The 22204-nt window shown below is 71.4% G+C and carries 15 protein-coding genes; 2 read left to right on the top strand and 13 right to left on the bottom strand.

Annotated elements, in window-relative coordinates; all coding sequences use genetic code 11:
- Positions 1–133: 133 nt before the first annotated feature.
- Positions 134–910, top strand: coding sequence for a GntR family transcriptional regulator (locus ACGFZS_RS48505; RefSeq protein ID WP_393800625.1), 777 nt, complete (start codon positions 134–136; stop codon positions 908–910).
- Positions 911–999: 89 nt separating this feature from the next.
- Here the strand turns inward: ACGFZS_RS48505 and ACGFZS_RS48500 are convergent, their stop codons facing one another.
- The 7 genes from ACGFZS_RS48500 to ACGFZS_RS48470 form a co-directional block, all read right to left on the bottom strand.
- Positions 1000–1848, bottom strand: coding sequence for a sugar phosphate isomerase/epimerase family protein (locus tag ACGFZS_RS48500; protein ID WP_393800624.1), 849 nt, complete (start codon positions 1846–1848; stop codon positions 1000–1002).
- A 276-nt stretch (positions 1849–2124) separates the two neighbouring features.
- Positions 2125–3012, bottom strand: a complete 888-nt coding sequence (locus ACGFZS_RS48495; RefSeq protein ID WP_393800623.1) for a sugar phosphate isomerase/epimerase family protein — start codon at positions 3010–3012, stop codon at positions 2125–2127.
- Positions 3009–3956, bottom strand: coding sequence for an NAD(P)-dependent oxidoreductase (locus ACGFZS_RS48490; RefSeq protein WP_393800622.1), 948 nt, complete (start codon positions 3954–3956; stop codon positions 3009–3011). Before ACGFZS_RS48490 ends, ACGFZS_RS48495 begins: the two co-directional genes overlap by 4 nt.
- A 4-nt stretch (positions 3957–3960) precedes the next feature.
- Positions 3961–5184: a Gfo/Idh/MocA family protein gene (locus ACGFZS_RS48485; RefSeq protein WP_393800621.1), complete on the bottom strand. Its 1224-nt coding sequence runs from the start codon at positions 5182–5184 to the stop codon at positions 3961–3963.
- Positions 5185–5202: 18 nt separating this feature from the next.
- Positions 5203–5973, bottom strand: a complete 771-nt coding sequence (locus tag ACGFZS_RS48480) for an HpcH/HpaI aldolase/citrate lyase family protein (protein WP_393800620.1) — start codon at positions 5971–5973, stop codon at positions 5203–5205.
- On the bottom strand, positions 5970–7946 hold the full coding sequence (gene iolD, locus ACGFZS_RS48475) for a 3D-(3,5/4)-trihydroxycyclohexane-1,2-dione acylhydrolase (decyclizing) (RefSeq protein WP_393800619.1): 1977 nt from the start codon (positions 7944–7946) through the stop codon (positions 5970–5972). Before iolD ends, ACGFZS_RS48480 begins: the two co-directional genes overlap by 4 nt.
- A gap of 46 nt (positions 7947–7992) precedes the next feature.
- Positions 7993–9435 (bottom strand): aldehyde dehydrogenase family protein, encoded by a 1443-nt coding sequence (locus ACGFZS_RS48470; protein WP_393800618.1) that lies wholly within the window; start codon positions 9433–9435, stop codon positions 7993–7995.
- 215 nt (positions 9436–9650) lie between these two features.
- Here ACGFZS_RS48470 and ACGFZS_RS48465 point away from each other — a divergent pair, with 215 nt between their 5' ends.
- Positions 9651–10565 (top strand): 2-hydroxy-3-oxopropionate reductase, encoded by a 915-nt coding sequence (locus tag ACGFZS_RS48465; RefSeq protein WP_393800617.1) that lies wholly within the window; start codon positions 9651–9653, stop codon positions 10563–10565.
- A 205-nt stretch (positions 10566–10770) separates the two neighbouring features.
- Here the strand turns inward: ACGFZS_RS48465 and ACGFZS_RS48460 are convergent, their stop codons facing one another.
- The 6 genes from ACGFZS_RS48460 to ACGFZS_RS48435 all read right to left on the bottom strand — a co-directional run bounded on the left by ACGFZS_RS48460 (position 10771) and on the right by ACGFZS_RS48435 (position 22203).
- A complete protein-coding gene (locus tag ACGFZS_RS48460) occupies positions 10771–12312 on the bottom strand; it encodes a family 43 glycosylhydrolase (protein WP_393800616.1) in 1542 nt (513 codons plus the stop codon).
- A 17-nt stretch (positions 12313–12329) separates the two neighbouring features.
- Entirely contained in the window at positions 12330–13589 is a 1260-nt protein-coding gene (locus tag ACGFZS_RS48455) for an MFS transporter (RefSeq protein WP_393800615.1), read from the bottom strand.
- 36 nt (positions 13590–13625) lie between these two features.
- Positions 13626–16034 (bottom strand): glycoside hydrolase family 3 N-terminal domain-containing protein, encoded by a 2409-nt coding sequence (locus ACGFZS_RS48450; RefSeq protein WP_393800614.1) that lies wholly within the window; start codon positions 16032–16034, stop codon positions 13626–13628.
- Between the two features lie 40 nt (positions 16035–16074).
- A complete protein-coding gene (locus ACGFZS_RS48445; protein WP_393800613.1) occupies positions 16075–18906 on the bottom strand; it encodes a family 78 glycoside hydrolase catalytic domain in 2832 nt (943 codons plus the stop codon).
- 212 nt (positions 18907–19118) lie between these two features.
- Entirely contained in the window at positions 19119–20165 is a 1047-nt protein-coding gene (locus tag ACGFZS_RS48440; RefSeq protein WP_393800612.1) for a LacI family DNA-binding transcriptional regulator, read from the bottom strand.
- Between the two features lie 52 nt (positions 20166–20217).
- Complete coding sequence (locus ACGFZS_RS48435; RefSeq protein WP_393800611.1) at positions 20218–22203, bottom strand: PKD domain-containing protein; 1986 nt, start codon at positions 22201–22203, stop codon at positions 20218–20220.
- Position 22204: the final 1 nt, after the last annotated feature.

The raw sequence follows: 22204 nt of genomic DNA, 5'->3' as shown, positions 1-22204 counted from the left end.
TCGGCGACCACCACATCTACGGCAACGACGGCACCCACTTCTACACCCGCGGCAAGGTCGTCACCACGCGCTGGCCCGACCCCTCCGAGGCCCCGACGGGCGTCGACCTCGGCTTCCCCCGCAACCACTAGCCATGCCCGGGGTCCGGAGAAGGGCGGACGGCAGTGCGGTCGCGCTCGACATCGCGGTGGACCGCAAGAGCCCGGTGCCGCTGTACCACCAGCTCGCCCAGCAGTTGGAGCAGGCCATCGAGCATGGCCTGCTCCTGCCCGGCGCCCTGCTCGGCAACGAGATCGACCTCGCCGAACGCCTCGGCCTGTCGCGGCCGACCGTCCGGCAGGGCATCCGGTCGCTGGTCGAGAAGGGGCTGCTGGTGCGGCGGCGCGGCGTCGGCACGCAGGTCGTGCACAGCAAGGTCAAGCGTCCACTGGAACTCAGCAGTCTCTACGACGATCTGGCGGAGGTCGGGCAGGAACCGTCCACGCGGGTGGTACTCAACGACGTCGTGCCCGCGCCCCCCGAAGTCGCCGCCGCGCTCGGCATCAGGAACGGCGACAGCGTCGTCAGGCTGAAGCGGATCCGGTATGCCGACGGGGTCGCCGTCGCCGTCCTGCGCAACTATCTGCCGACCGACCTGCTGCTGGACTTCGACACGGAATTCCTGGAGGCCTCGGGTCTGTACCGGCTCCTGCGGGCGGCGGGCATCACGCTGCACAGCGCCCAGCAGACGATCGGAGCCCAGGCGGCCACCGCCGAGGAGGGCCGGTACCTCGGCGAGGCCGAGGGAGCGGCGCTGCTCACCATGCGGCGCACGGCGTACGACGCCGGCGGGGCGGCCGTGGAGTACGGCACGCACCTGTACCACGCCGAGCGGTACGCCTTCGAGTTCCAGCTGCTCACGCGGGCATAGGGCGCTGCCGAATCGGCCGCGCCGGGCGGAGCCGAAACAGGGGTCGTGGGACGATGTTGGTTTCGTCCCACCACCCCTGAGGTTCGTCCTTACTTGAGCAGCGCCGCGGCGCTCCGGTACGCCTCCGCCGCGGCCTCGCGCACCGGCAGGGTGCGGTGCGTGTCGGAGAGGATCTCCACGCCCCAAGGGCCGGACCAGCCGGCCGCGCGGAGCGCCGTGATGATGTCGGGCAGGGCGAAAGATCCCTGTCCGCACAGGCGACGCCGTCGGACGGTGTCTTCGAACAGGGTGCCGACGACCGTGCCGTCGGCGTCGCTGAGTTCCACCCCCACGATGCGTGACCGGGGCACCAGGGCCAGCTCCGCGGGCGGGGTGTGGGCGCGCTCGGTGTGCCAGACGTCGATGATGAGGCCACCGGCCGGGTGACCGGCGGCTTCGACGAGCCGGAGGCCGTCGTGCACGGTCTTGATGTTGGACCAGGGCAGGAACTCGATCCCGAGCCGAGCGCCCGCTCCGTCGGCCTGTGCCGCGAGTATGGCGAATTCCGCGGCCCAGATGTCGAGGTTCCACGGCTGGTCCTCGACATCGGGCCCGACCTTGAGGTGCCGAGCGCCGAGTGCTTCTGCGGCCTTCAACAGGTCGCCGCGTACCGCATCGGACGCGGTACGCCGGGGCCCGTCGGTCCACCAGTCGGTCAGGAACTCGAGCTCGACGTGCACGAGTCCGTTGTCCTCCAACAGCGAGCGGATGCCCGCCAGCCCGTACTCGCGCTCGGCCTCCACCAGGTCCGCGTACAGCAGTCCGATCCCGCTGAACCCGGCGGCGCTCGCCGCCTCGACGCGCTCCCGCAGGCTCAACGGACTCCGCTGGTCGTCCCGGTCGGGGGCGGTGTCTCCCGCGGTGGTCCAACAGGTGGCCAGCAGTTCGTCAGTATCCATTTCCCGTATTCCTATTCTTCCCGGGATTCCACGACTGCATCGGCATACCAAACAGAAATAGCCACTGCCGACCGAAAGGGAGGTCGACGGTGAATACAAAGCCGGGGCCGGATGCCGGAGTCCCCGGAATCCTCGGGGGATTTACCCGTTCAGTCAAGCATCGGGAAGCCATCAAGACTACATCAGTGATGGATCCGGCAAGAGAGGTGCCCGGAGCGGGAGGCCGCCTGTGCGGCAGGGGTCTCCGACTCCGGGCGGGAGGTGGCTCGGATGCGGCTACGCGACGCCGCGCAGCACCGCGCGCAAATGCTCGGCGCTCTCCCACACGTCCTCCACGGGACCCTTCTCCCGGGGTTCCCCGGTGAGGATGGTGTCCTGCTCCAGGACGTACCAGCCGTCGTAGCCGCGGGCGCTGAGGTGCGTCACGATCGCCCTCACGTCGACATCGCCGGCACCCAGCGGACGGTACATGCCCTCGCGCACCGCTTCGGTGTAGGTGAGGCGGCCCGACTGGACCTTGGCGGCGAGGGAGGCGTTCACGTCCTTCATGTGGGTGTGGGCGATGCGCTCGGGTGCCTGCCGGGTCAGCTCGGCGGGGTCCGTGCCGCCGATGAGCAGGTGGCCGGTGTCGAGGCAGAGGGAGATCGCGGAGTGTTCCAGGACCCGCCGGACCTCGTCGCCGTTCTCGATCATCGTGCCGACGTGCGGATGCAGGACGGCACGTACGCCCCGCTCGGCGGCGAGCGCGGTCAGCCGGTCGAGGTTGGACAGCAGCAGCTTCCAGCCGTCCGCGTCCAGCTCCGGACGGGAGTCGTAGCCGTCCTGGCCGGTGATGGCCGACAGGACGAGGACCTCGGCGTTCGAGGCCGCGTAGCTCTCCAGGAGCTGTTCCGTCTCGGGCAGGGGGTCGTGGCCGGGCACGTGCAGCAGCAGCGGGGTGAAGCCGCCGACCGCGTGCAGGTCGTGGTCGGCGAGGACCCTGGCCATCGCCTCCGGAGCGGCGGGCAGAAAGCCGTCCGGGCCGATCTCGGTGGCGGCCAGACCGACCTCGCGCATCTCCTTCAGTACCCGCTCGGGCGTCAACTGGTAGCCCCAGTCGGGTACTTCGCACACGCCCCAGGAGATGGGCGCGCCGGCGATCCTGTTCAGAGGTGTGGTGGTCATGCCGTGGCCTTTCGGTGGTTCCAGTCCGGGTTGGCGACCGCGGCCGGCTCCCGGCCGGCGAGGACGTCCGCGACACCCCGGGCCGCGTCGACGAAGGTGAGCTTCGTCGCACGCTGCGTCATGCCCATGAGGTGCGGGGTGAGGACGACGTCGGGGTGGTCGAACAACGGGTGGTGGAGGGCCGGCTCGGGGTCGAACACGTCCAGTCCGACGCCCGCCAGCCGGCCCCCCTCCAGGGCGGCCAGGGCGGCGTCCAGGTCGAGCAGGCCGCCCCGGCCACAGTTGATGAGGATCGTTCCCGGCCTGACCCGGGCCAGCAGGTCCGCGCCGACCAGGTGCCGGGTGTTCTCGGTGAGCGGGGCGTGCAGGGTGAGCACGTCGCTCGACTCGACGAGTTCGCCGAGGTCGGCGCAGGCGATCTCGGACGGCGGCGGGCTGAACGGGTCGTGGGCGAGTGTCCGCATCCCGAAGGCGGCAGCGAGTTCGCCGACCCGGTGGCCGATACGGCCGTAACCCACGATCCCGAGGGTGGCGCCGTCCAGGTCGCCGACCGGCAGCCCGGAGCGCTCGGCCCAGCGGCCTTCGCGCACCAGCTCGGTGAGGGGGTTCAGCCGCTTGGTCAGATGCAGGGCCATGGCGAAGACCCCCTCGGCCACGGCCCGGCTGCCACTGTTCGGGGTGACGACCACGGGGATACCGCGGGCGGAGGCCGCCGACACGTCGACCAGGTCGACGCCGACGCCGGTGCGGGCGATCACCCGCAGCTGGGGTGCCCGGCGCAGGAAGTCCTCGTCGATGTGGCGGTCGGCGCGGACGATGGCGCCCTGGGCGACCGCGAGATCGTAGGGGGTGGGATCCGTGACGAAGGTGACCCGTTCGCCGAGGACGGGGGTCACCGTGTCGGCGTCGACAGGGCCGAGGGCCACGACCACGTGTGCGGTCATACGATCAACTCCGCACCGGATGACCGAAGTTCGCGCCGTCCACCGCGGGCACCGGCTGCCAGGAGCCGCTCTCCGCAGAGGCGGCGGCCGCGGCGATCACCTCGGCGACGGCGTGGGCGTCCTCGATCGTCGAGTTGTGGTGCTCGCTGCCGGCCACGGCGGCGAGGAACTTCTTGGCCTCGATGACCTTGAGGTCGTCGTAGCCCATGCTGTTGCCGGGGCCGGGCTGGAAGCTGGCGTAGTCGCCCATGTGGCCGTTGCCGAGGACCGTGGTGTAACCCTGGTGGGGGCCGCCGCGGCCGAGGGCGACGCGCAGTTCGTTCATGCGCTCGAAGTTCCAGGTGACGGAGCCGTCGGTGCCGTAGATCTCGAAGCCGATGCCGCACTGGGGGCCGACGATGATCCGGGAGGCCTCCAGGGTGCCGACGGCTCCGGTGGTGAAGCGGACGAGGGCGGCGCTGTAGTCGTCGTTCTCGACGGTCGCCATCTCGCCGTCCTCGATGACCGCGAAGTGCGTGCCGGAGCCCATGGGCAGGAGCGGGCGCTCGGTGTAGACGGTGCTGGTGAGCGCGGAGACCTCGCTGATCGGGGAGACGACGTAGCTGACGAGGTCCACGACGTGGCTCATCAGGTCGCCGAGCGCGCCGTGTCCGGCGAGGTCCCGCTTGAAGCGCCAGGACAGGGCGCCCTTGGGCTCGGAGGCGTAGCCGGAGAAGAAGGTGGCGCGCACGTTGGTGATACGGCCGAGCCGCCCCTCGGCGATCAGCTGGCGGGCCCGCTCGACGGCGGGGGCGTGCCGGTAGTTGTAGCCGATGGAGGTGGCCACCCCGGCGGCGCGGGCGGCGGCGGCGACCTCGGCGGTCTCCTCGGCGCTGCGCCCGACCGGCTTCTCGATCCAGAACGGCTTGCCGGCCTTGGCGGCGGCGATGCCGATCTCGTGGTGCAGGATGTTCGGCGCGCAGATGGACACGACCTCGACGTCCGGGTCGTCCAGGACGGCACGGTAGTCGGTCGAGGCCTTCTCGTAGCCGAGGACGTCACGGGCGTAGGCGGCCCGGTCCTCGGCCGTGTCGGCGGCGTGCACGAGCCGGGGCTTGATGCCCAGCTCGGGGTAGACGAAGGGCAGGGCCTGGTAGGCGCGGCTGTGCAGTTTGCCCATCCAGCCGACGCTGATCAGTCCTACGCCGATCTCGCGTGCGGCGCCCGGGGTGGGGGTGGTGGGGGTCATTGTGTCTCCTGAGGGTCTCTAGGCCCGGGCTCGGTCCAGCGCGCTGGACAGGGCGGCGGCGAGCAGGGTGGAGTCGGAGCCGATGGCGACGAACGTCCAGCCCTCGGCTCGTACGGCGGCGGCAGCCTGGCCGTCGGGGACGAGGAGCCCGCACGCCTTGCCGTGGTCGGCGGCGGCCTTGCGCACGCGTTCCAGCGCCTCCCGGTAGACCGGTGCGCCGAACTCGCCCGGCACGCCGAGGTCGTGGCTGAGGTCACGGGGGCCGACGAACAGCACGTCGACGCCGTCGAGTGCCGCGATGGCCTCGACCTCGTCCAACGCGCTCACCGACTCGATCTGGACCACGCCGAGGATCTCGCCCTCGCGGTCCAGGGCCGCGGGGTCGAGGCCGAAGCGGCAGGCCCGGTTGTAGGTGGCCACGCCCCGGTCCCCCGCGGGCGGATACCTCAAGTGCCGTATCGCTTCACGGACTTCGGCCGCCGTGTCGAGGCGCGGCAGCATGATCCCGGCGACGCCCAGGTCGAGGGCGCGGCCGATGCGGATGCGGGCCGCGGACTCGACACGTACGACGGTGGGCACGCCGTACGACGCGGCGACCGGCACGGTCGTGCGGACCTGCTCCTCTCCCCCGGCGCCGTGTTCGAGGTCGAGCAGCAGCCAGTCGGCTCCGGCGGCGGCGCACACCTCGGCCGTGACCGGGGAGGCGAGACCGACGAAGGTGCCCAGGGTCGGCTCGCCCGCTGCCAGGCGGGCCCGCAGGCGGCCGTCGTCCAGTGGTGAGCGGCTCATCCGTACCACCTCTGGGACGCCAGGCCCTCCTGGTACTCGCGACGCAGTTCGGCGACCGTCTCCTGCTCGGAGATCTCGGCCGGGGCCACGTCCCACCACACCCCGGCGCCGGGCAGGTCGGCGTGCGGGATCACGGGGACGACCAGGACGACGGGGCCGTCGTGGTCGCGGGTCTCGGTGAGGGCGGTGCGCACCTCGTCGGCGGTGGTGGCGCGCAGCGCGCGGGCGCCGAGGCCCTCCGCCGTCTTGACGAGGTCGACCTGGAGGTAGTCGCCCTCCAGACGGGCGGGCTTGCCGGAGCCGATGTCCAGGCTGCCGTCGCGGTAGCGGAACTCGTTGCCGAACTCACGCCCGTTGCGGACCATCTGGAGCCGGTGGATGACCTGGTACCCGTGGTTCTCCGGGATCACGATCGTGAGCGGGAGCTTCTCCTGTGCGGCCGTGACCAGTTCGGTGGGCGCCATCAGGAACGTACCGTCGCCGAGCAGGGACACCACCCGCTTCGACGCGTCGGGCTCGGCGAAGCGGACACCGATCGCGGCGGGCAGTTCGTAGCCCATGCAGGAGAAGCCGAACTCCAGGTGGGCGAAGCGGCCTTCGGTGGCGTCCCAGACCTTCTGCAGGTCACCGGGCGGGCCGCCGGCGGCGGCGATGATGGTGTCACCGGACCGCGCGTGCTCCTGGAGCAGGCCGATCAGCTGGCCCTGGGTGAGGAGCGCGTCGGTGGCGGTGACGACGTCGGAGTCGTCGGGCAGCGAGGCGACGTCGAAGGGGGTGTCCGGGTCGAGTGCGGCGGCCCGCTGGGCCTGCCACTGCTCGTCCAGGGTGCGCGCCTTCTCCTGCCAGGCCTCCGACGTGCTCGTGCCGTTCGCGCGTACGGCCTCGGTGAGCGCCGCGAGGGCCCGCTTGGCGTCGGCCACGATGCCGGTCGCACCCAGGCGGCCCGCGTCGTGGACGTTGACGTTGACGGAGGCGAACCGCACATCGGGGTTCTCGAAGACGGAGTGTGAGGCGGTGGAGAAGTCCGTCAGGCGTGAGCCGACGGTGAGCACGAAGTCGGCTTCCCGGGCGAGGGTGTTGACGGCCGGGGTGCCTTCGAGGCCGATGCCGCCGAGGCCCCACCAGGCGCGGCGCTGCACGGCGCCCTTGCCCGCGAAGGTCTCCGCGACGGGAATCCCCGCCGCGTCGGCGAGCGCCTCCAGCTCCTCGGTGGCACCGGAGTACACGACCCCGCCACCGGCGATGATCAGCGGCTTCTCCGCCTCGGCGAGCATCCGCGCCACCGCGGCGACCTCGTCGGCGTCCGGCGCCGGGCGGCGGATCGGCCAGTCGCGCTCGGCGAAGAACTCCACCGGGTAGTCGTAGGCGTGGGACTGGATGTCCTGCGGCAGGGAGACGACGACCGCGCCGGTGTCCACGTCGGTGAGCGTGCGCATCGCGGCGGGCAGTGCGGTCAGCAGCTGCTCGGGCCGGGTGATGCGGTCGAAGAAGCGGGAGACGGGCCGGAAGGCGTCGTTGACCGAGGTGTCCGCCTCGATCGGGTGCTGCAACTGCTGGAGTACGGGGCCCTGGTGGCGGGTCGCGTACGTGTCGCCGGGCAGCAGCAGGACGGGCAGCCGGTTGACGGTGGCGAGGCCCGCGCCGGTCACCATGTTCAGGGCGCCGGGGCCGATGGAGGCGGTGACGGCCAGGGTGGAGTGCCTGCGCATCGCCTTTCCGTAGGCGGTCGCGATGTGGACGAGCGCCTGCTCGTTGCGGCCCTGGACGAAGGGGAGTTGATCGCTGAGCTGGTCGAGGGCCTGGCCGAGGCCGGCCACGTTGCCGTGGCCGAAGATGCCGAGGGCCGCGGGGACGAGCCGGCGGCGGTGGCCGTCGGCCACGGAGTACTGCCGGGAGAGGTAGGTGACGACGGCCTGGGCGACGGTGAGGCGCACCGTGCGCGGTGGCTGTGGCTGTGGTGTCCGGTCGGTCATGAGTCGGCTCCTGATCGGGGGGTGTGCGGGGGCGAGGGCAGCCGGGTCACCAGGGACGGCCGTGCAGCACGATGGTCTTGACCTCGGTCATCTCACTGACCGCGGCGCGCGGACCCTCCTTGCCGTAGCCGCTGCCCTTCAGACCTCCGTACGGCATCAGGTCGGCACGCCACAGCGGCGTCCAGTTGATGTGGACGGAGCCGGCGTCGATCTCCCGGATCGCGCGAACCGCTCCGGCGACGTCGGAGGTGAAGATGCCGGCGCCGAGGCCGTAAGCGGTGCCGTTGGCCTGCGCGATGGCGGACTCCCAGTCTTCCGCCTTGCTGACGGCGACCGCGGGACCGAACAACTCCTGCTGGCTGAACGCGGACCGGGGGTCGACGTCCGCGACGACGGCGGGCCGCACTACGGCACCGTCGCGCTGCCCGCCGGTCAGGACACGTGCGCCGTCCGCGCCGGCCTGAGCGATGGCCCGCTCCACGCGCTCCGCCTCCGCCGTGGTGATGAGGGCACCCATGGTGGTGTCCGGGGAGGAGGGGTCGCCGGTGCGGATGGCCTTGACCTTGGGGACGAGAGCGTCCAGGAAATCGCCGGTCACGGCGGGATGGGTGATGACCCGCTGGACGGAGATGCAGACCTGTCCGGCGTTGACGAACCCACCCGCCGCGACGGCGCTCGCGGCGGCCTCGATGTCGGCGTCGGGGAGGACGACTACCGGGCAGGAGGCGCCGAGTTCCAGAGACAGCTTCTTCACTCCCGCGACGCGGGAGATGCGCTCGCCGGTGGCGGTCGAGCCGGTGAAGGAGATCTTGCGGACGCGCGGGTCGGTGACGAGGGCGTCACCGAGCACCGAGCCGTTGCCGACGAGCACGGAGAGCACGCCCTCCGGCAGGCCTGCGTCGATGAAGCACTCGGCGAGTTCGAGGGCGGTGAGCGGGGTGCTGGTGGCCGGCTTGAGGATGACCGCGTTGCCGGCGGCCAGAGCCGGGGCGAGCTTGTGCAGGACCAGCAGCGCCGGGTAGTTGAACGGCGTGATCGCCACGACGATCCCGCAGGGCTGGCGCAGGGTGAAGCCGACCTTGTCCTGCCCGGTGCCGCGGTTTGCGTCGAGCGGGAGGGTCTCGCCGTAGAGCTGCGTGCCCTCGAAGGCGGCGAGCCGGATCAGGTCGCCCGAGCGGGAGGCCTCGCCGAGGGCCTCGGTGATGGTCTTGCCGGACTCCGCGCTGATGGTCCGCGCGGTCTTCGGGGCACGCTCGTCCGCGAGCTCTGCGGCACGCAACAGGATCCGCATCCGCTCGTGGGCAGGCGTGCGGCGCCAGATCGCTGCACCGCGCTCAGCCGCGGTCAGGGCGGCCTCCACGTCGTCGGGGCCGGCGAGCGCCACCGTGCCCACCACCGAACCGTCGAACGGGGAAGTGACCTCACGGGTCTGCCCGGTTCCCCCGGCCGCCTGCCATCGACTACCGATCAGCAACTGCACGGGCGCCATTGCCCTCTCCCTTCAGGAAACCGTCAGAACAAGGCCGTGCCGAACACGTCAACCGGTGATCGCACGGCCAACGGCCAGGCCGTTTACGTGCTCGCAACGCTAGGTTCGCGGAGGGAGATACTGAAAGCCCCGGAATCAATCATTTAGCCATCATGGTGACCATCATTTTGCCGTCACCATGTGGCATGGTCAGTCGACTGCCCTACGGTCGGACCATGGACACGTCTCACGGGGAACTCCGCTGCGTAGCCTTTGTCGGCCTCGGCATCATGGGTGGCCCGATGGCCGCCAACCTCGTCCGGGCCGGATACACGGTCACCGGCCACAACCGCAGCCGCGCGGCTATCGACCGTCTCGTCTCCGCGGGCGGACAGGGCGCGGGAAGCGTGGCGGAGGCGGTGGCCGACGCGGACGTCGTGATCACCATGCTGCCCGCGGACGCCGAGGTCACCGAGGTCGTCCTCGGCAGGGACGGTGTGCTGGCACACGCCCGGCCGGGAACCCTGCTCATCGACATGAGCACCGTCAGCCCCCGCACCGCCACCTCGCTCGCCGAGGCGGGCCGCGAGCACGGGATCCGGGTCCTCGACGCACCTGTCTCCGGCGGCGAGGCCGGCGCCGCAGAAGCCGTCCTGTCCATCATGGTCGGCGGCGAGGCCACCGACTTCGGGGCGGCGGCTCCCCTGTTCCACGCGCTGGGCACCACCGTCGTACACGTGGGCCCGCACGGCGCCGGACAGACCGTCAAGGCTGCGAACCAACTCGTCGTCGCCGTCAACATGCAGGCCCTGGCCGAGGCCGTGGTCTTCCTGGAGAAGGCGGGAGCGGACCTCCCGGCCGCCCTGGAGGTCCTTCGCGGAGGCCTGGCCGGTTCAACCGTCCTGAGCCGCAAGAAGGACAACATGCTGAACCGGGCGTTCACTCCCGGTTTCCGCATCGACCTGCATCACAAGGACCTGGGCATCGTCATCGACACGGCCGGCGACATCGGTGCGGTCCTCCCGACCGGCGCCCTGGTCACTCAACTCCTTGCATCGTGCCGGGCGCACGGGGACGGCGGCCTGGATCACTCGGCGCTGCTGCGGGGGGTCGAGCGGCTGTCCGGCGCGAAGGCCCCCGTGCCCCACTGATTCACCGGAGCGCGGCGACAACGCATCAGCCGAAACCGTCCGCGCAAGGCCCGCTCCGAGCGAGGGCGTGCGATGAGCTGGTTCTCACCTGCGGCGCTGAGAGGATGAGAGCCTCGCCGGTGTCGGCCGCACCGGCGCCGACGGCAGCGGTGGTTATCCCTGGTGGCCGTGGAGTGCGTCCGTCCGGTACGTGCCGTGACACGCGTCAGGAACCGCCATCACCGTGATAGCGGAAATCCGCGAAGCGGACAACGCCTTCCTCGGCGAACATGCCCGTGACACGACCGGTGAAAGGCACCGCCGCCTCGACGGACCAGAAGCGGCCGTCGAGTTCGGCGAGCCGCGTCTGCGTGCCCGCGTCGTCCACGACCACCAGCCGGATACGGTCACCGCCCCCGCCCCACGGTGTCCCGCCGGGCAGCGGCGGAAAGTCCGTCTCGATCCGGAGAAGGACCTCCCTGCTTCCCACCTCGACGCTCCACGAACGGTCGATCGACGGCAGGGTGGCCCGCGCCGTGACCCGGGTACCGCCTCCGCGCGACACCCTCTCCGCGACGAGGGCGACGGTGAACCGCTCGTCGTATCGCAGGCCGAGACCGCCCCTGCCGTCGGAAGGGTCGATCCGGGTCTCGACACGGCTCTTCAGATGGCGCTGGCGCCGGCCGACGAAGTCGGGCCGGAAGGTCTCCAGGCCACCGTGGACGGCGCGCATCGTGAGGTATCCCGGTCGCTCGCCGACCGTCGCCACCTCGGTGGGCCCGCGCCCCACCGCGAGCCAGCCGGGGTCCGCCAGGGCATCGGCGTCCGCGAAGTCGAAGTGTTCGTCCAGCGACTCCGGACGCGGGTTGAGCTCGACGGGAGCCGGCTGGGGCCAGCCGTCGACCCACTCCACGGGGGTGACGAATGTTTCCCGCCCGAGTGGTGTGAAGCCGCCCGCGGTCCGAGTCCCGAGGAGCACAAGTACGTCCCGTCCGTCAGGGCCGCAGACCAGGTCGGCATGTCCGGTGCGCTGGACCGAGCCGTTCGTGCCCGCGACACGCAGGAGGGGATTCCCCGGTGCGCCCTCGAACGGCCCCTCGATGGAAGGGCCGCGTGCCACGCTCACGGCATGGCCGTGTCCGGTCCCGCCCTCCGCGATGACCAGATACCAATGGCCGTCGCGGCGGTAGAGGTGCGGGCCCTCGGGCGCGATCAGCCCGGTGCCGGACCATAGGGAGCGCGGCTCCTCCAGGAGCTTCCCGGCCGCGAGGTCCACCCGGGCCTGGAGGATCCGGTCGTGGACCCAGGGCTCGGTGTCCGACATCCGCAGATTGCTGTAGGTGACATACGCCGTGCCCTGCTCATCCCAGGCGAGATCCGGGTCGATACCGACGACGCCGTCGATGGAAACGCCGTCGTTCCAGGGACCGGTGGGGTCGTCCGCTGTGAACACGACGCAACCGCGCGGACTGGACGTGATGGTGACGATGACGTGGAAACGGCCGTCGTGATGACGGAGGGTCGGCGCCCAGACACCCGCTCCCGAGGGTGTTTCGGCGAGGCCGGCCTGTGTTTCTCGGGTGACGACGTTCCCGATGTGTTCCCAGGTGACGAGGTCACTGCTGCGGTACACCGGGAGGCCCGGCAGGTACTCGAACGACGAGGTGACCGCGTAGTACGTGCCGTCGACGAGGACGCAGCTCGGGTCGGGATTGAAGCCCGGGATCAGGGGGTTGGGCAGTTTGGTGGACTCGTTCGGTGGTGTCATGCGTGGTGTCCCTCAATTCAGCACTCGGGGGCGCGGTGGTGGTCATGGGGTTCTGTCTGCGGCGGACCGGCCTGTTCACAGGTTGCTTCGCCGCGCTCCTCGTCGTCCGGCGGCGTCTCAGGCCGCCCGCGGAAACCCGGCCGACGCTCGCAGACCAGAGCCGCGAGCACGGCGAGCCCACACGCCATCACGACGGGGGCGCGGGAGCCCAGCACCGTGATCAGCACTCCGCCGAGCGCGGATCCGAGCACGTTGCCGACGGCGAACATGCTGCCCATCCAGCCGAAGGCCTCGGCGGCTGAGCCGACTGGTGCCCGCGCCGACAGCCGGTCGAAGAGCACGGACATCACGGGAGCGACGGTCGTCCCCCAGAAAAAGAGAAGAACGGTCAGCACGCCAGGTCCGGGTGCCAACGGAAGTACGGCGAGTCCGGCGGCCAGAAACAGCATCAGGTTTCTCAGGCGGGCGGGGCGTCGGCTGCTCGCGCCGTGGACCAACCCGCCGACAAGGGACCCGAGGCTGCCGGCCGCGAGCACGAATCCCGACTCCGACGACGCGTGCCGCCCGCTGACCATGGCCACCACACCGATGACCTGCCCGGCGAGCGCCGCGGTCAGCAGTACCCCGGTCACCAGCAGGCGCAGGAGACCCGGTGCCTGGAGCAGACGCCGACTCGTGGATCGGGCTTCGGGGGCACGGCCGGCTTCCACATTGCGGTCGTAGGTGTAGGCGAGGGTTCCGGCGAGCACGAGCCCCGCGCACGCACCCATGGCGAGGCGCGGTCCGCCGAACGCTGCGCACGTCGACACCATCACCGGCCCCGCGATGAAGATCACTTCCTGCGCGGTCGCATCGAGTGCGAAGAAGGTCCGCCGCTGCTCGGGTCGGACGAGCGTCGGCAGCGCGGCTCTGACCGCCGCGGTCAGCGGCGGGGTGCAGAGTCCGCTGAGCAGGGCCAGGGCGACCAGCAGCACGGGCCGCGGGGGCACGACGGTCAGCGCCGCCATGGCCAGGGCGTACAGCACGGCGGTGACCGCGAGTACCGGGCGCCGGCCACGGGTGTCAGCCAGTCTGCTGAGCAGCGGGCCGGCGACGAAGGCTCCGATCACGGCGGCGGCCGAGACTACGCTGTACACCGCGTACGACGAGTGGCGGGTCGTGAGCATCATGAGCGCCAGCCCGGTCATGCCCTGGTGGAAGCGGCCGATGACCGATGTGGCGAGCAGCCAGGAGACCGAGGGCGTGCGCAGCAGCTTTCGATAGGTGGTCTCGGACACGGTCACGTACCCGCGGCACGGTTGGGGACAGGCCGGTCAGACATGCTCGGCCACTGCCACGGAGAGGAAGGAACGCTGGGTACTCGCCAGCACCCGCTTCTCGCCGACGAGTTCGAAGGCCCCCTCGACGCGTCGGTCGTCGGCGTCGAAGCCCAGGAAGAAGTCGACCTTCGCGGGTTCGACGGCGAACTCCCGTGCCATGTCGGTGTACCCGAGTTGCGCGGCGTCGAGTTCGAACGTGACACGGCGGGCTTCTCCCGCCGCCTGCGCCACCCGGCAGAAGCCGGCCAGTTGCTGGGCGGGCCGGGTGACTCCCGAGGTGTTGACCCGTACGTAGAGCTGGACGACGGTGGCGCCGTACACATCGCCCGTGTTGGTGACGGTCGTACGGATACGGACCGACCCCTGGGTGTCGGTCTCGGGGTCGCAGGTGAGGTCGCCGAGGGTGAAGTCGGTGTAGCTCAGGCCGTGTCCGAAGGTGTAGAGAGGCGTGCCCGGCATGTCCAGGTAGAGCTCGGAGGTACCCGGCGGGACCGGGTTGCGGTAGCCGGTGCCGGACTTCTGGTGGTGGTACACCGGAATCTGGCCGGTGTGGCGGGGAATGCTGTACGGGAGCCTGCCGCTCGGGTTGACGGCACCGAAGAGCACCTCCGCGACCGCCTTCGGGCCGAACGGGCCGCCGTACGGCGCCACCACGATCGCCGCCGCCCCCCGGACCGCCTCGGGCAGGGTGTAGGCGCGCCCCTGGAAGAGCACGACGACATACGGCTTTCCGGCGGCGGCCACCGCCTCGGCAAGGCGGGTCTGCGCCTCGGGCAGGGCGATGTCGGCACTGTCGCTGCCCTCGCCCTCGGTGCGCTCGCCGTTGAACCACAGGCTCGCCCCGCCGAGCGCGAGGACGATCACTTCACTGCGTCCGGCGATGTCGGCGACGCGTTCTGCCGCGCTCTCCCCCAGTCCGCGGGTGAGCGTGCTCCCCCGCTCGGTCGACACGGTGCCGGCGAACTCCGCGATCTCCTCGTTCAGCGGGCGTGCCCCGTAGCGCTCGCGAGCGAAGGTGTCGGAGTCCTCAGACGTGAAGATTGCCTTGTTCCAGGCGGTCTGGGGCGTCTCACCACCGACCATGTTCATGGCCTCGCCGAGGTCGACGGCCTTCACCGCGTCCCGCCAGGACGGATAGGCGTACGTCGGGAACTGCAGCCAGGCCGCGTCCGCGTGCGGCCCGATCACCCCGACGGTCAGGCCCTGCCGTTCCAGCGGCAGGATCCCGTCGTTCTTGACGAGCACGACCGAGCGCCGCGCCAGCTCGGCGGAGAGTTCCCTGCCCTCCCCGGCGACCGCGGCGGCATCGATGCGCTCCTGCGGATACGGATTCTCGAACAGGCCGAGCTCGAACTTGGCCCGCAGCACCCGCCGCACGCAGGCGTCGACCGCGCCCTCGTCGAGGCGGCCGGAGCGCACCTCGTCGACGAGGGCCTCGCTGTACGCGAACGGGACCGGCAGTTCGACGTCCAGGCCCGCGGCGATCGCCAGGCGCGCCGCCTCGCCGGGCGTGGCCGCGGCACGCTGGCGGGTGACGACCTGCTTCACCGTGTCGTAGTCGGAGGCGACGAAGCCCTCGAATCCGAGAGTGCCGCGCAGCAGGTCGGTGAGGACCTCCCGGGAGACGCCGGCCGGGACGCCGTCGACATCGCCGTAGGAGTTCATCACGGACCTGAGGCCGGCCAGCTGGATCGCGGCCTCGAAGGGGTAGGCGAACAGGTCGCGGGTGCGCCGGTCTCCGCCCTCGTAGGCGGACAGGTTTACGCCTCCGGAAGCCATCCCATAGCCGAGGAAGTGCTTGGCCGTGGCGATGACGCCCTCGGAGAGGTCCTCACTCTGGAGGCCCCGGGTGTAGGCAACGGCGAACGCCGCACACAGGTACGGGTCCTCACCGTACGTCTCGTGCACGCGGCCCCAGCGCGGATCGAGGGCGACGTCCATGACCGGGGAGAGCGCCTGGCCGTAGCCGAGACGGCGCATCTGACGGCGGATCAGGTCGACCATATCGCGGACGAGCTCCGGACTGAAGCCGGCGGCGAGACCGATGGCGGTCGGGAAGACCATGTGACCGCCGGCCATGAGGCCGTTCAGCGCCTCCTGGTGGATGAGCGCGGGGATTCCGAGGCGGGTGCGCGTCACGAACTGGTGCTGGATCGCGCCGGTCATGCGGGCGATGCGGTTCGGGTCGTCCGCCGACAGGGCAGGGATGTGCCCGGGCGGTACCTTCAGGAACTCGTCCGCACCTTCGGCCTGGGTGCCGTCGGCGTCGATCAGCTTCCACGGCCATACGGCGGTGAGCTGGGCGCACTTCTCCTCAAGGGTCATCTCCGGCAGGAGCAGCGCGGCGCGGGTGTCGGCCGGCAGGTGGACGTCGCGGTGGCTGTGGGACGACGCTGTCGACATGGTCTGGCTCGTTCTCTCCGTCTGTGGGCCTGGGCGCGGTTCAGCGAACACGGCAGGCCAGGATCTCGGCGAACCGCCTCCGGAACGCGTCGGCGGCCGGCGAGGGGAACTCGGGCGGCGCGACGGCGTGCGCGAGGCCGAAGACCTCGTCGTCGAGGCGAGTGGCGCAGAGGACGGCGACCTGTTCCTCACCACCCGGGGCAACGCCGGTCTCGACAGCCGCGTCGATGATGGCGGTCCAGAGCTCCGGGTCGTCGAACAGATCGCGCACCGTGGCCACGGGCCGTGCGTCGGCGTCCGCCGCAACCGGGTCGGGGACCTCGAAGACATGCTCGCCGTGGCCCACCGTCTCGGTCCCGTCGACGCCCGGCAGCCGGACGTGGGCCGTGGTTCCGACGGGTACGACGACGTTCACCCGCATCGTGCCGTCCACGCGTTCCCAGGCCACCCGGGCCTCTCCGTACGGGGTGAGGTGACGGGCCGAGGCGGAGGTGAGCACGGCGGGCGGTTCGGGAGCGACGGCGATCTCGCGGTAGCCGGGGGCGGCCGGGGCGAGCCCCGCGACTTTGCGGTGCAGCCAGTCGGCGACGGCACCGAGGGCGTAGTGGTTGAACGAGGTCATCTCGCCCGGGTTGATACTGCCGTCCGGCAGCATGCTGTCCCAGCGCTCCCAGATCGTGGTCGCCCCCATCGTCACCGGGTACAGCCAGGACGGACACGCGGTCTGCAGCAGCAGCCGGTGGGCGACGTCGGCGTGCCCGGTGGAGGTGAGCGCGTCGGTCACCAGCGGGGTGCCGACAAATCCGGTGGCGATGCGGAATCCGGACGTGCGGACGAGGTCGGCGAGACGTCTGCCCGCCTCCTTGCGCTGATCCTCCTGCGGCAGCAGCGCCCACTCGATCGCCAGGGCGTAGACGGTCTGCGCGTCCGAATGAACCCGGCCCGCCGGGGTGACGTAGGCGTGGGCGAAGGCCGCGCGTACCTCCGCGGCCAGGGAGCCGTAGCGCTCGGCGTCCTCCTCGTGGCCGAGCAGACGGGACACCTCGGCGACGATCTCGGCCGAGCGCGCGAAGTGCGCGGTGGCGATCACGTCGGGGTCGGCCTTGGCACGGGCCGGGTACTCGGGCGGGGCGGTCGGGTCCAGCCAGTCACCGAACTGGAAGCTGCCCGTCCACAGTCGGTCGGGACCGGCGAGCTCGGCCAGCCGGTCGACCCAGCGGCGCATGCCGGGCAGCTGTCGCCCGAGCAGGCCGCGGTCGGCGTAACGCTGGTACAGCACCCAGGGCACCATGGTCACGGCGTCGCCCCAGGCCGCCGCGGTCGGGGACGAGGTCCGCAGCACGTCCGGCACGACGAACGGCACCGCGCCGTTCGGCTCCTGCTCGGCGGCGAGGTCGGCGAGCCAGGAGTCGAGGAAGCCGGCAGAGTCGAACAGGAAGGACGCGGTCGCCGCGAAGACCTGGATGTCGCCGGTCCAGCCGAGGCGTTCGTCGCGCTGCGGGCAGTCGGTGGGCACCTCGACGAAGTTGCCGCGCATGGACCACACGACGTTTTCGTGGAACCGGTTGAGCAGTTCGTGCGAGGAGTCGAACCATCCGGTCCGGGTCAGGTCGGATCCGATCACGACCAGTTCGACGTCCTCGGGAGACAGGGCCGGCACGCCGGTGACCTCCGCGTAGCGGAAGCCGTGGAAGGTGAGGGCGGGTTCGAGGACCTCCTCGCCGGTGCCCGCGACGAGGTAGCTGTCCCGCGCCTCGGCCGAGCGCAATGGGCGGGTGCCCAGCTCGTCGTTCTCCAGGACCTCGGCATGCCGGACGGCCACCTCCGTGCCGGGCGCGAGGTCGCGCACGCGTAGTCGCACCCAACCGACCGCGACCTGGCCGAAGTCGACGAGAGTCCGGCCGGACGGTGAGGTCCACACCCGCTCGGCCGCCAGCACCGACGTCTGCCTGACGGGCGGTGCCGAGGGAGCGACGAGGACGGAGAGGTCGGTGTCGACGACCTCGGTCGTGCCCGTGGCCGCCGTCCCCGCGGTGCCACGCCTGCGCAGATCGGTGCGCTGGCCGTCGTACAGGTCGTCGGCGACGATCTCGCTCTCGCGGGCGGTCCAGGTGCCGTCCGATGCGAGCCGGTGCACGGTGCCGTCCGCGGTGGTGACCTCCAGCTGAGCGAGCACCGCCAGGCGGTCCCCGTAGAAGGCGCGCGCATAGTGGAAGCCGACCCGGCCCCGGTACCAGCCGTTGCCGAGGAGGACGTCCAGTTCGTTGCGGCCGACGCGGACCAGGTCGGTGACGTCGTACGTCTGGTAGGCGAGCCGGTGCTGGTAGGAGGTCCAGCCCGGGGCCAGGTGGAGGTCTCCGACGCGTTGCCCGTTGAGCGTGGCGACGTAGAGGCCGTGGGCGGTGACGTAGAGGCGGGCGCGGACGACTCGGCCGGGGATGTCGAGGGTACCGGTGAGGAGCGGTGCGGGCTGGTGGGGGCCACCGATACCGACGGCGGCGGTGAAGGCCGCGCTCCAATCGGCGGGATCGAGCAAGCCCGCCTCCACGACGGCCTGTTCACTCCACGCGCTCCAGTCCTCGCCGTGCTCGCCCTTGTGCGCGACCCGTACGCGTACCGCGGCCGACTCGCGGGAAGCGAGCGGTGCGGCCGGCCAGGGGACGAGGACTTGGTCGACGCCGTCCCCGCGGTGACGCTCGGCGGCGCCGCCGTCCCGGACGATCTCGATCTCGTAGGCGGTCTGCGCGTATCCCGCGTCAGCGTGCGGGACCCGCCAGCTGAGCCGGGGTCGTGGGGTGTCCACGCCGAGCAGTGCGGCGCCCGCCGGGTGGTGCTCGAAGCGAGGGATGCCGGGGGCTGCTGCCACGACCATGCGAGTCTCCAGGTTCTCAAGGACTTGGTGACCGGTCCGGGCCGGCCGCAACAGAGGTGTGTAACGTTCTACAACAGGAGAAGGCTAAGAACCCATGTCAACCTGCGTCAAGACTCCGGCGCCCCTCGGCTTGGCCCCGCCCCCGGAGTTCCTCCACCGGGGCGGTCACCCCCGGCCCTCTTCGGGCCGGCGACCGGCCACCGCGCGCTGTGTCAGCAGCCGGCCGGGGCCAGGGCTGTCTTCCGGTTCACCACGCGGGGTGCGATGACGTAGTGGACGGACTTGCCGCGTCCCTCGATGCGCTCCAGAAGCAGCCGGGTGCTGACCGAGCCGGTGAGTTCGCCGGACTGATCGACCGTGGTCAGCGAGACGCGGCTGATGCGGGCGGCGAGGATGTCGTCGTAGCCGACGACCGTGAGGTCCTCCGGCACGGCGAGCCCCTTCTCCTCCGCGGCCCGCAGCACTCCGAGGGCGGCGATGTCGGCGCCGGCGAAGATCGCGGTCGGGGGCTGCCGCCGCGCCAGCAACTCGGTCGCCGCGTTGTACCCGCCGGCCTCCGTGTACGAGGTGACGACGACGTCCGGCTCCAGGCCATGGCGCCGCATGGCTTCCTCGTAGCCGCGCCGACGGGCGGTGTGCGAGAGCACATACGGCTCCTGGAAGGGACCGTCGGGCATGCCGGTGTGGGCGATACGGCGGTGGCCGAGTTCCACGAGACGGTCCACCATGAGCGCGGCGCCCAGCCGGTCGTCGTTGGTCACGGTGTCCATGTGGTCGGGCGCACCGTGCAGGGCGACCGCCACGGTCGGGATGCGGGCGGCGAGCTGCTCCAGCCAGTCCATCTCCACCCAGGGCGCGAGCAGGATGAGCCCGTCGACCTGGCGGTCCACGAGGGCTTCCACACAGTGGCGCTGACGAGCCGCCTCGGCTCCGCCGATCGCGATGATCTCCTGGAAGGGGCCCGCGCGCAGGGTGGAACTGATGGCCTGGGCGACCTCGGTCTGGAACGGTGAGGACAGGTCGGTCAGCACGATGCCCACGGTGAAGGACTTGCCCCGCATGGCCCGGGCCCCGGCATGCGGCCGGTAGCCGAGGCGCTCGATCGCGGCGGTGACCTTGTGGCGCATCTCGGGGCTGATGCCGTACGCGTCGCGCAGGACTTTGGACACGGCCGAGACCGAGACACCGGCTTCCCTCGCCACGTCCTTGATGGTGGCGCGGGGCTGGTTCTGCCTGCGTCTCGGATGCGCGTCAGTCATGCGGGGCATCCTATTTCAGCCCGTCGGCGGACCGTGGGCGGTGATCAGCGGGTCAGTGGACCACCACGCGCACCCGCGCCAGGTTGTCGGTCCGGGCGAACGGCGTCGACGCGTCCCCCTCGCGCTGAGCCCGGGCCCGCACGGTGACGAGGTACGTGCCGGGCGCGCCGAACGCGTGGATCCGCTCGGCCACGGCCTGGCCCCCCGTCTGGGTGACGAGGAAGCCCTCCTCCCCTCCGAAGTCCCACTGGAGCGCGACCAGCTGTCCCGCGCCCCGGGGGACCTCTGCCTCCGCGCGCAGCAGCACTTCCTGACCCACCGCGGTCTCGGCGTACGCACCGCCGTCGGCAGTGAGGCGCACCACGGGCTGTACCCCGCCGCGTTCGCCGGCGGTGGCCGGCACACGGATCTGCCCGTCCTCGACGGTGTAGCGGGTGGACGCCGGCGGCGCCTCGTCCTTCTCGACCCAGGCGGCGAGGTCGCGCAGCGCGTGGTGCAGGGCGCCGAGGTAGGAGACGGTGCGGGTGGGGTGCTCCTGCCGCTCCTCGTCGCCGTGCAGGGCGGCCTCCACGTACCAGAGCCGGAAGCGGTCGGTCTCGGTGTCGCCCAGATGTGCGCGGACCTTGCCGCGGTACCAGTCGGCCTGCCAGGGGAACGCCTCCCGGTCGCCGAGGCAGGCGACGACGATCATCTTGCCGCCGATCCGGCCGCTCTGCACCGTACCGGCCGCGGCCTGCGCGAACAACGGCCCCATGATCACGGGCCGTTGGGGAGGGATCGGGTCTCCGTGCGCGTCCCGGAACTGGTCCCACACCGTGAAGTCCGCCGACGGCACCTGATGGCGGTGGTAGGTCTGCGCGGCGAGGAAGCCGCTGTTGTCGAGGTCGATCTCGTCGCCGGGGAGGAGGCCGCGCAGGCTGTGGCCGCGGTCCTGGATGTCGAGGGTCACCAGGTCGCCGCGGACGTGCTTGACGCTGAACCGTTCGCCGGCCGCGGCGCCGGTGGCCACCGCCAGTTCCGCGCCCTCGCAGTCGATCGGGGCGGGCGCCGTGAGACGTACGGCGGTGATTGCCCGCTGATCGGGCGCCCCCGCGAAGGAGTTGTCGACACCCCCACGCGCCGACACGGTGCCGCCCGCGTCGAGCGCTTCCGCCACCTCGGCCCGCAGCCGCAGCCGGTCCCGGTGCACGGACGAGTCGGGGTCCGCGCCCAGATACCCGGGCACGGTCCAGAAGTCCGTGAAGTAGCCGGGGTCCACCTGCTGGACATGCGGGTAGAGGACGGCGAAGGCCTGGGTGCCCATGGTGCGGTGCCCGTACCAGGACGCGAGGGGGAAGCCCATCCGGGTCACTTCCCGCAGGGCGTCCGCCTCCTCCTGCGTCAGATCCGCGTACGGGTCACCGCTGCCGCCCGGTTCGAGCGCGTCGACGATGCCGTCGAGGCGGTCGCGCAGCACGCGTTGGGCGTGCATGCGCACGCTGAACACGTTGGGGATGGCCATGGGGCTGCCGATCACGTACGGCACGAAGCCGTCCCAGACGCCCTCGGTGTTCTCCGCGGCCCCGATGGTGCGGAACCCGCCGCCGCTGCCGCCGTACGCGTAGCCGTACGGGCGGTGCCCCGGGTCACCGGCGTGACCGGCATCGCCGTCCTTGTCGTAGACCCGTCGCGCGACTTCCCGCGAGTAGGCCGCGGCCGCCGCGTTCGCCCGGTACGCGGCGATGGTCGGGTCGGCGTCGGAGCCGGGTTCGCCGTACTGCTCACCGCCGCCGTTCGTCTCGACGAAGTAGGCGCCGCTCGCGGCGGCGAAGGAGATGCGGTCCTCCTGGCCGCGTGCCGTCTGCGCCAGGTGCTCGCTCTCCGGGACAGGAGTGATGTGCTGGAAGAAGCGGCCCTCATACTGCCCGGCCGGCGGGAAGTAGAAGGAGAAGCGGGTGGCGTGGTTGTCGAAGCCGCCGTGGATGTAGCGGTGCGGCACGGGTTCGGTGCGCCATTCGTCGATGTCGGTGTACGGCCGACCGAAGTCTCCGTGGTCCACT

It is taken from the genome of Streptomyces sp. NPDC048288, from assembly GCF_043201555.1.
Taxonomy (GTDB): Bacteria; Actinomycetota; Actinomycetes; order Streptomycetales; family Streptomycetaceae; genus Streptomyces.
This window is presented reverse-complemented; position numbering and strand designations above follow the sequence as displayed.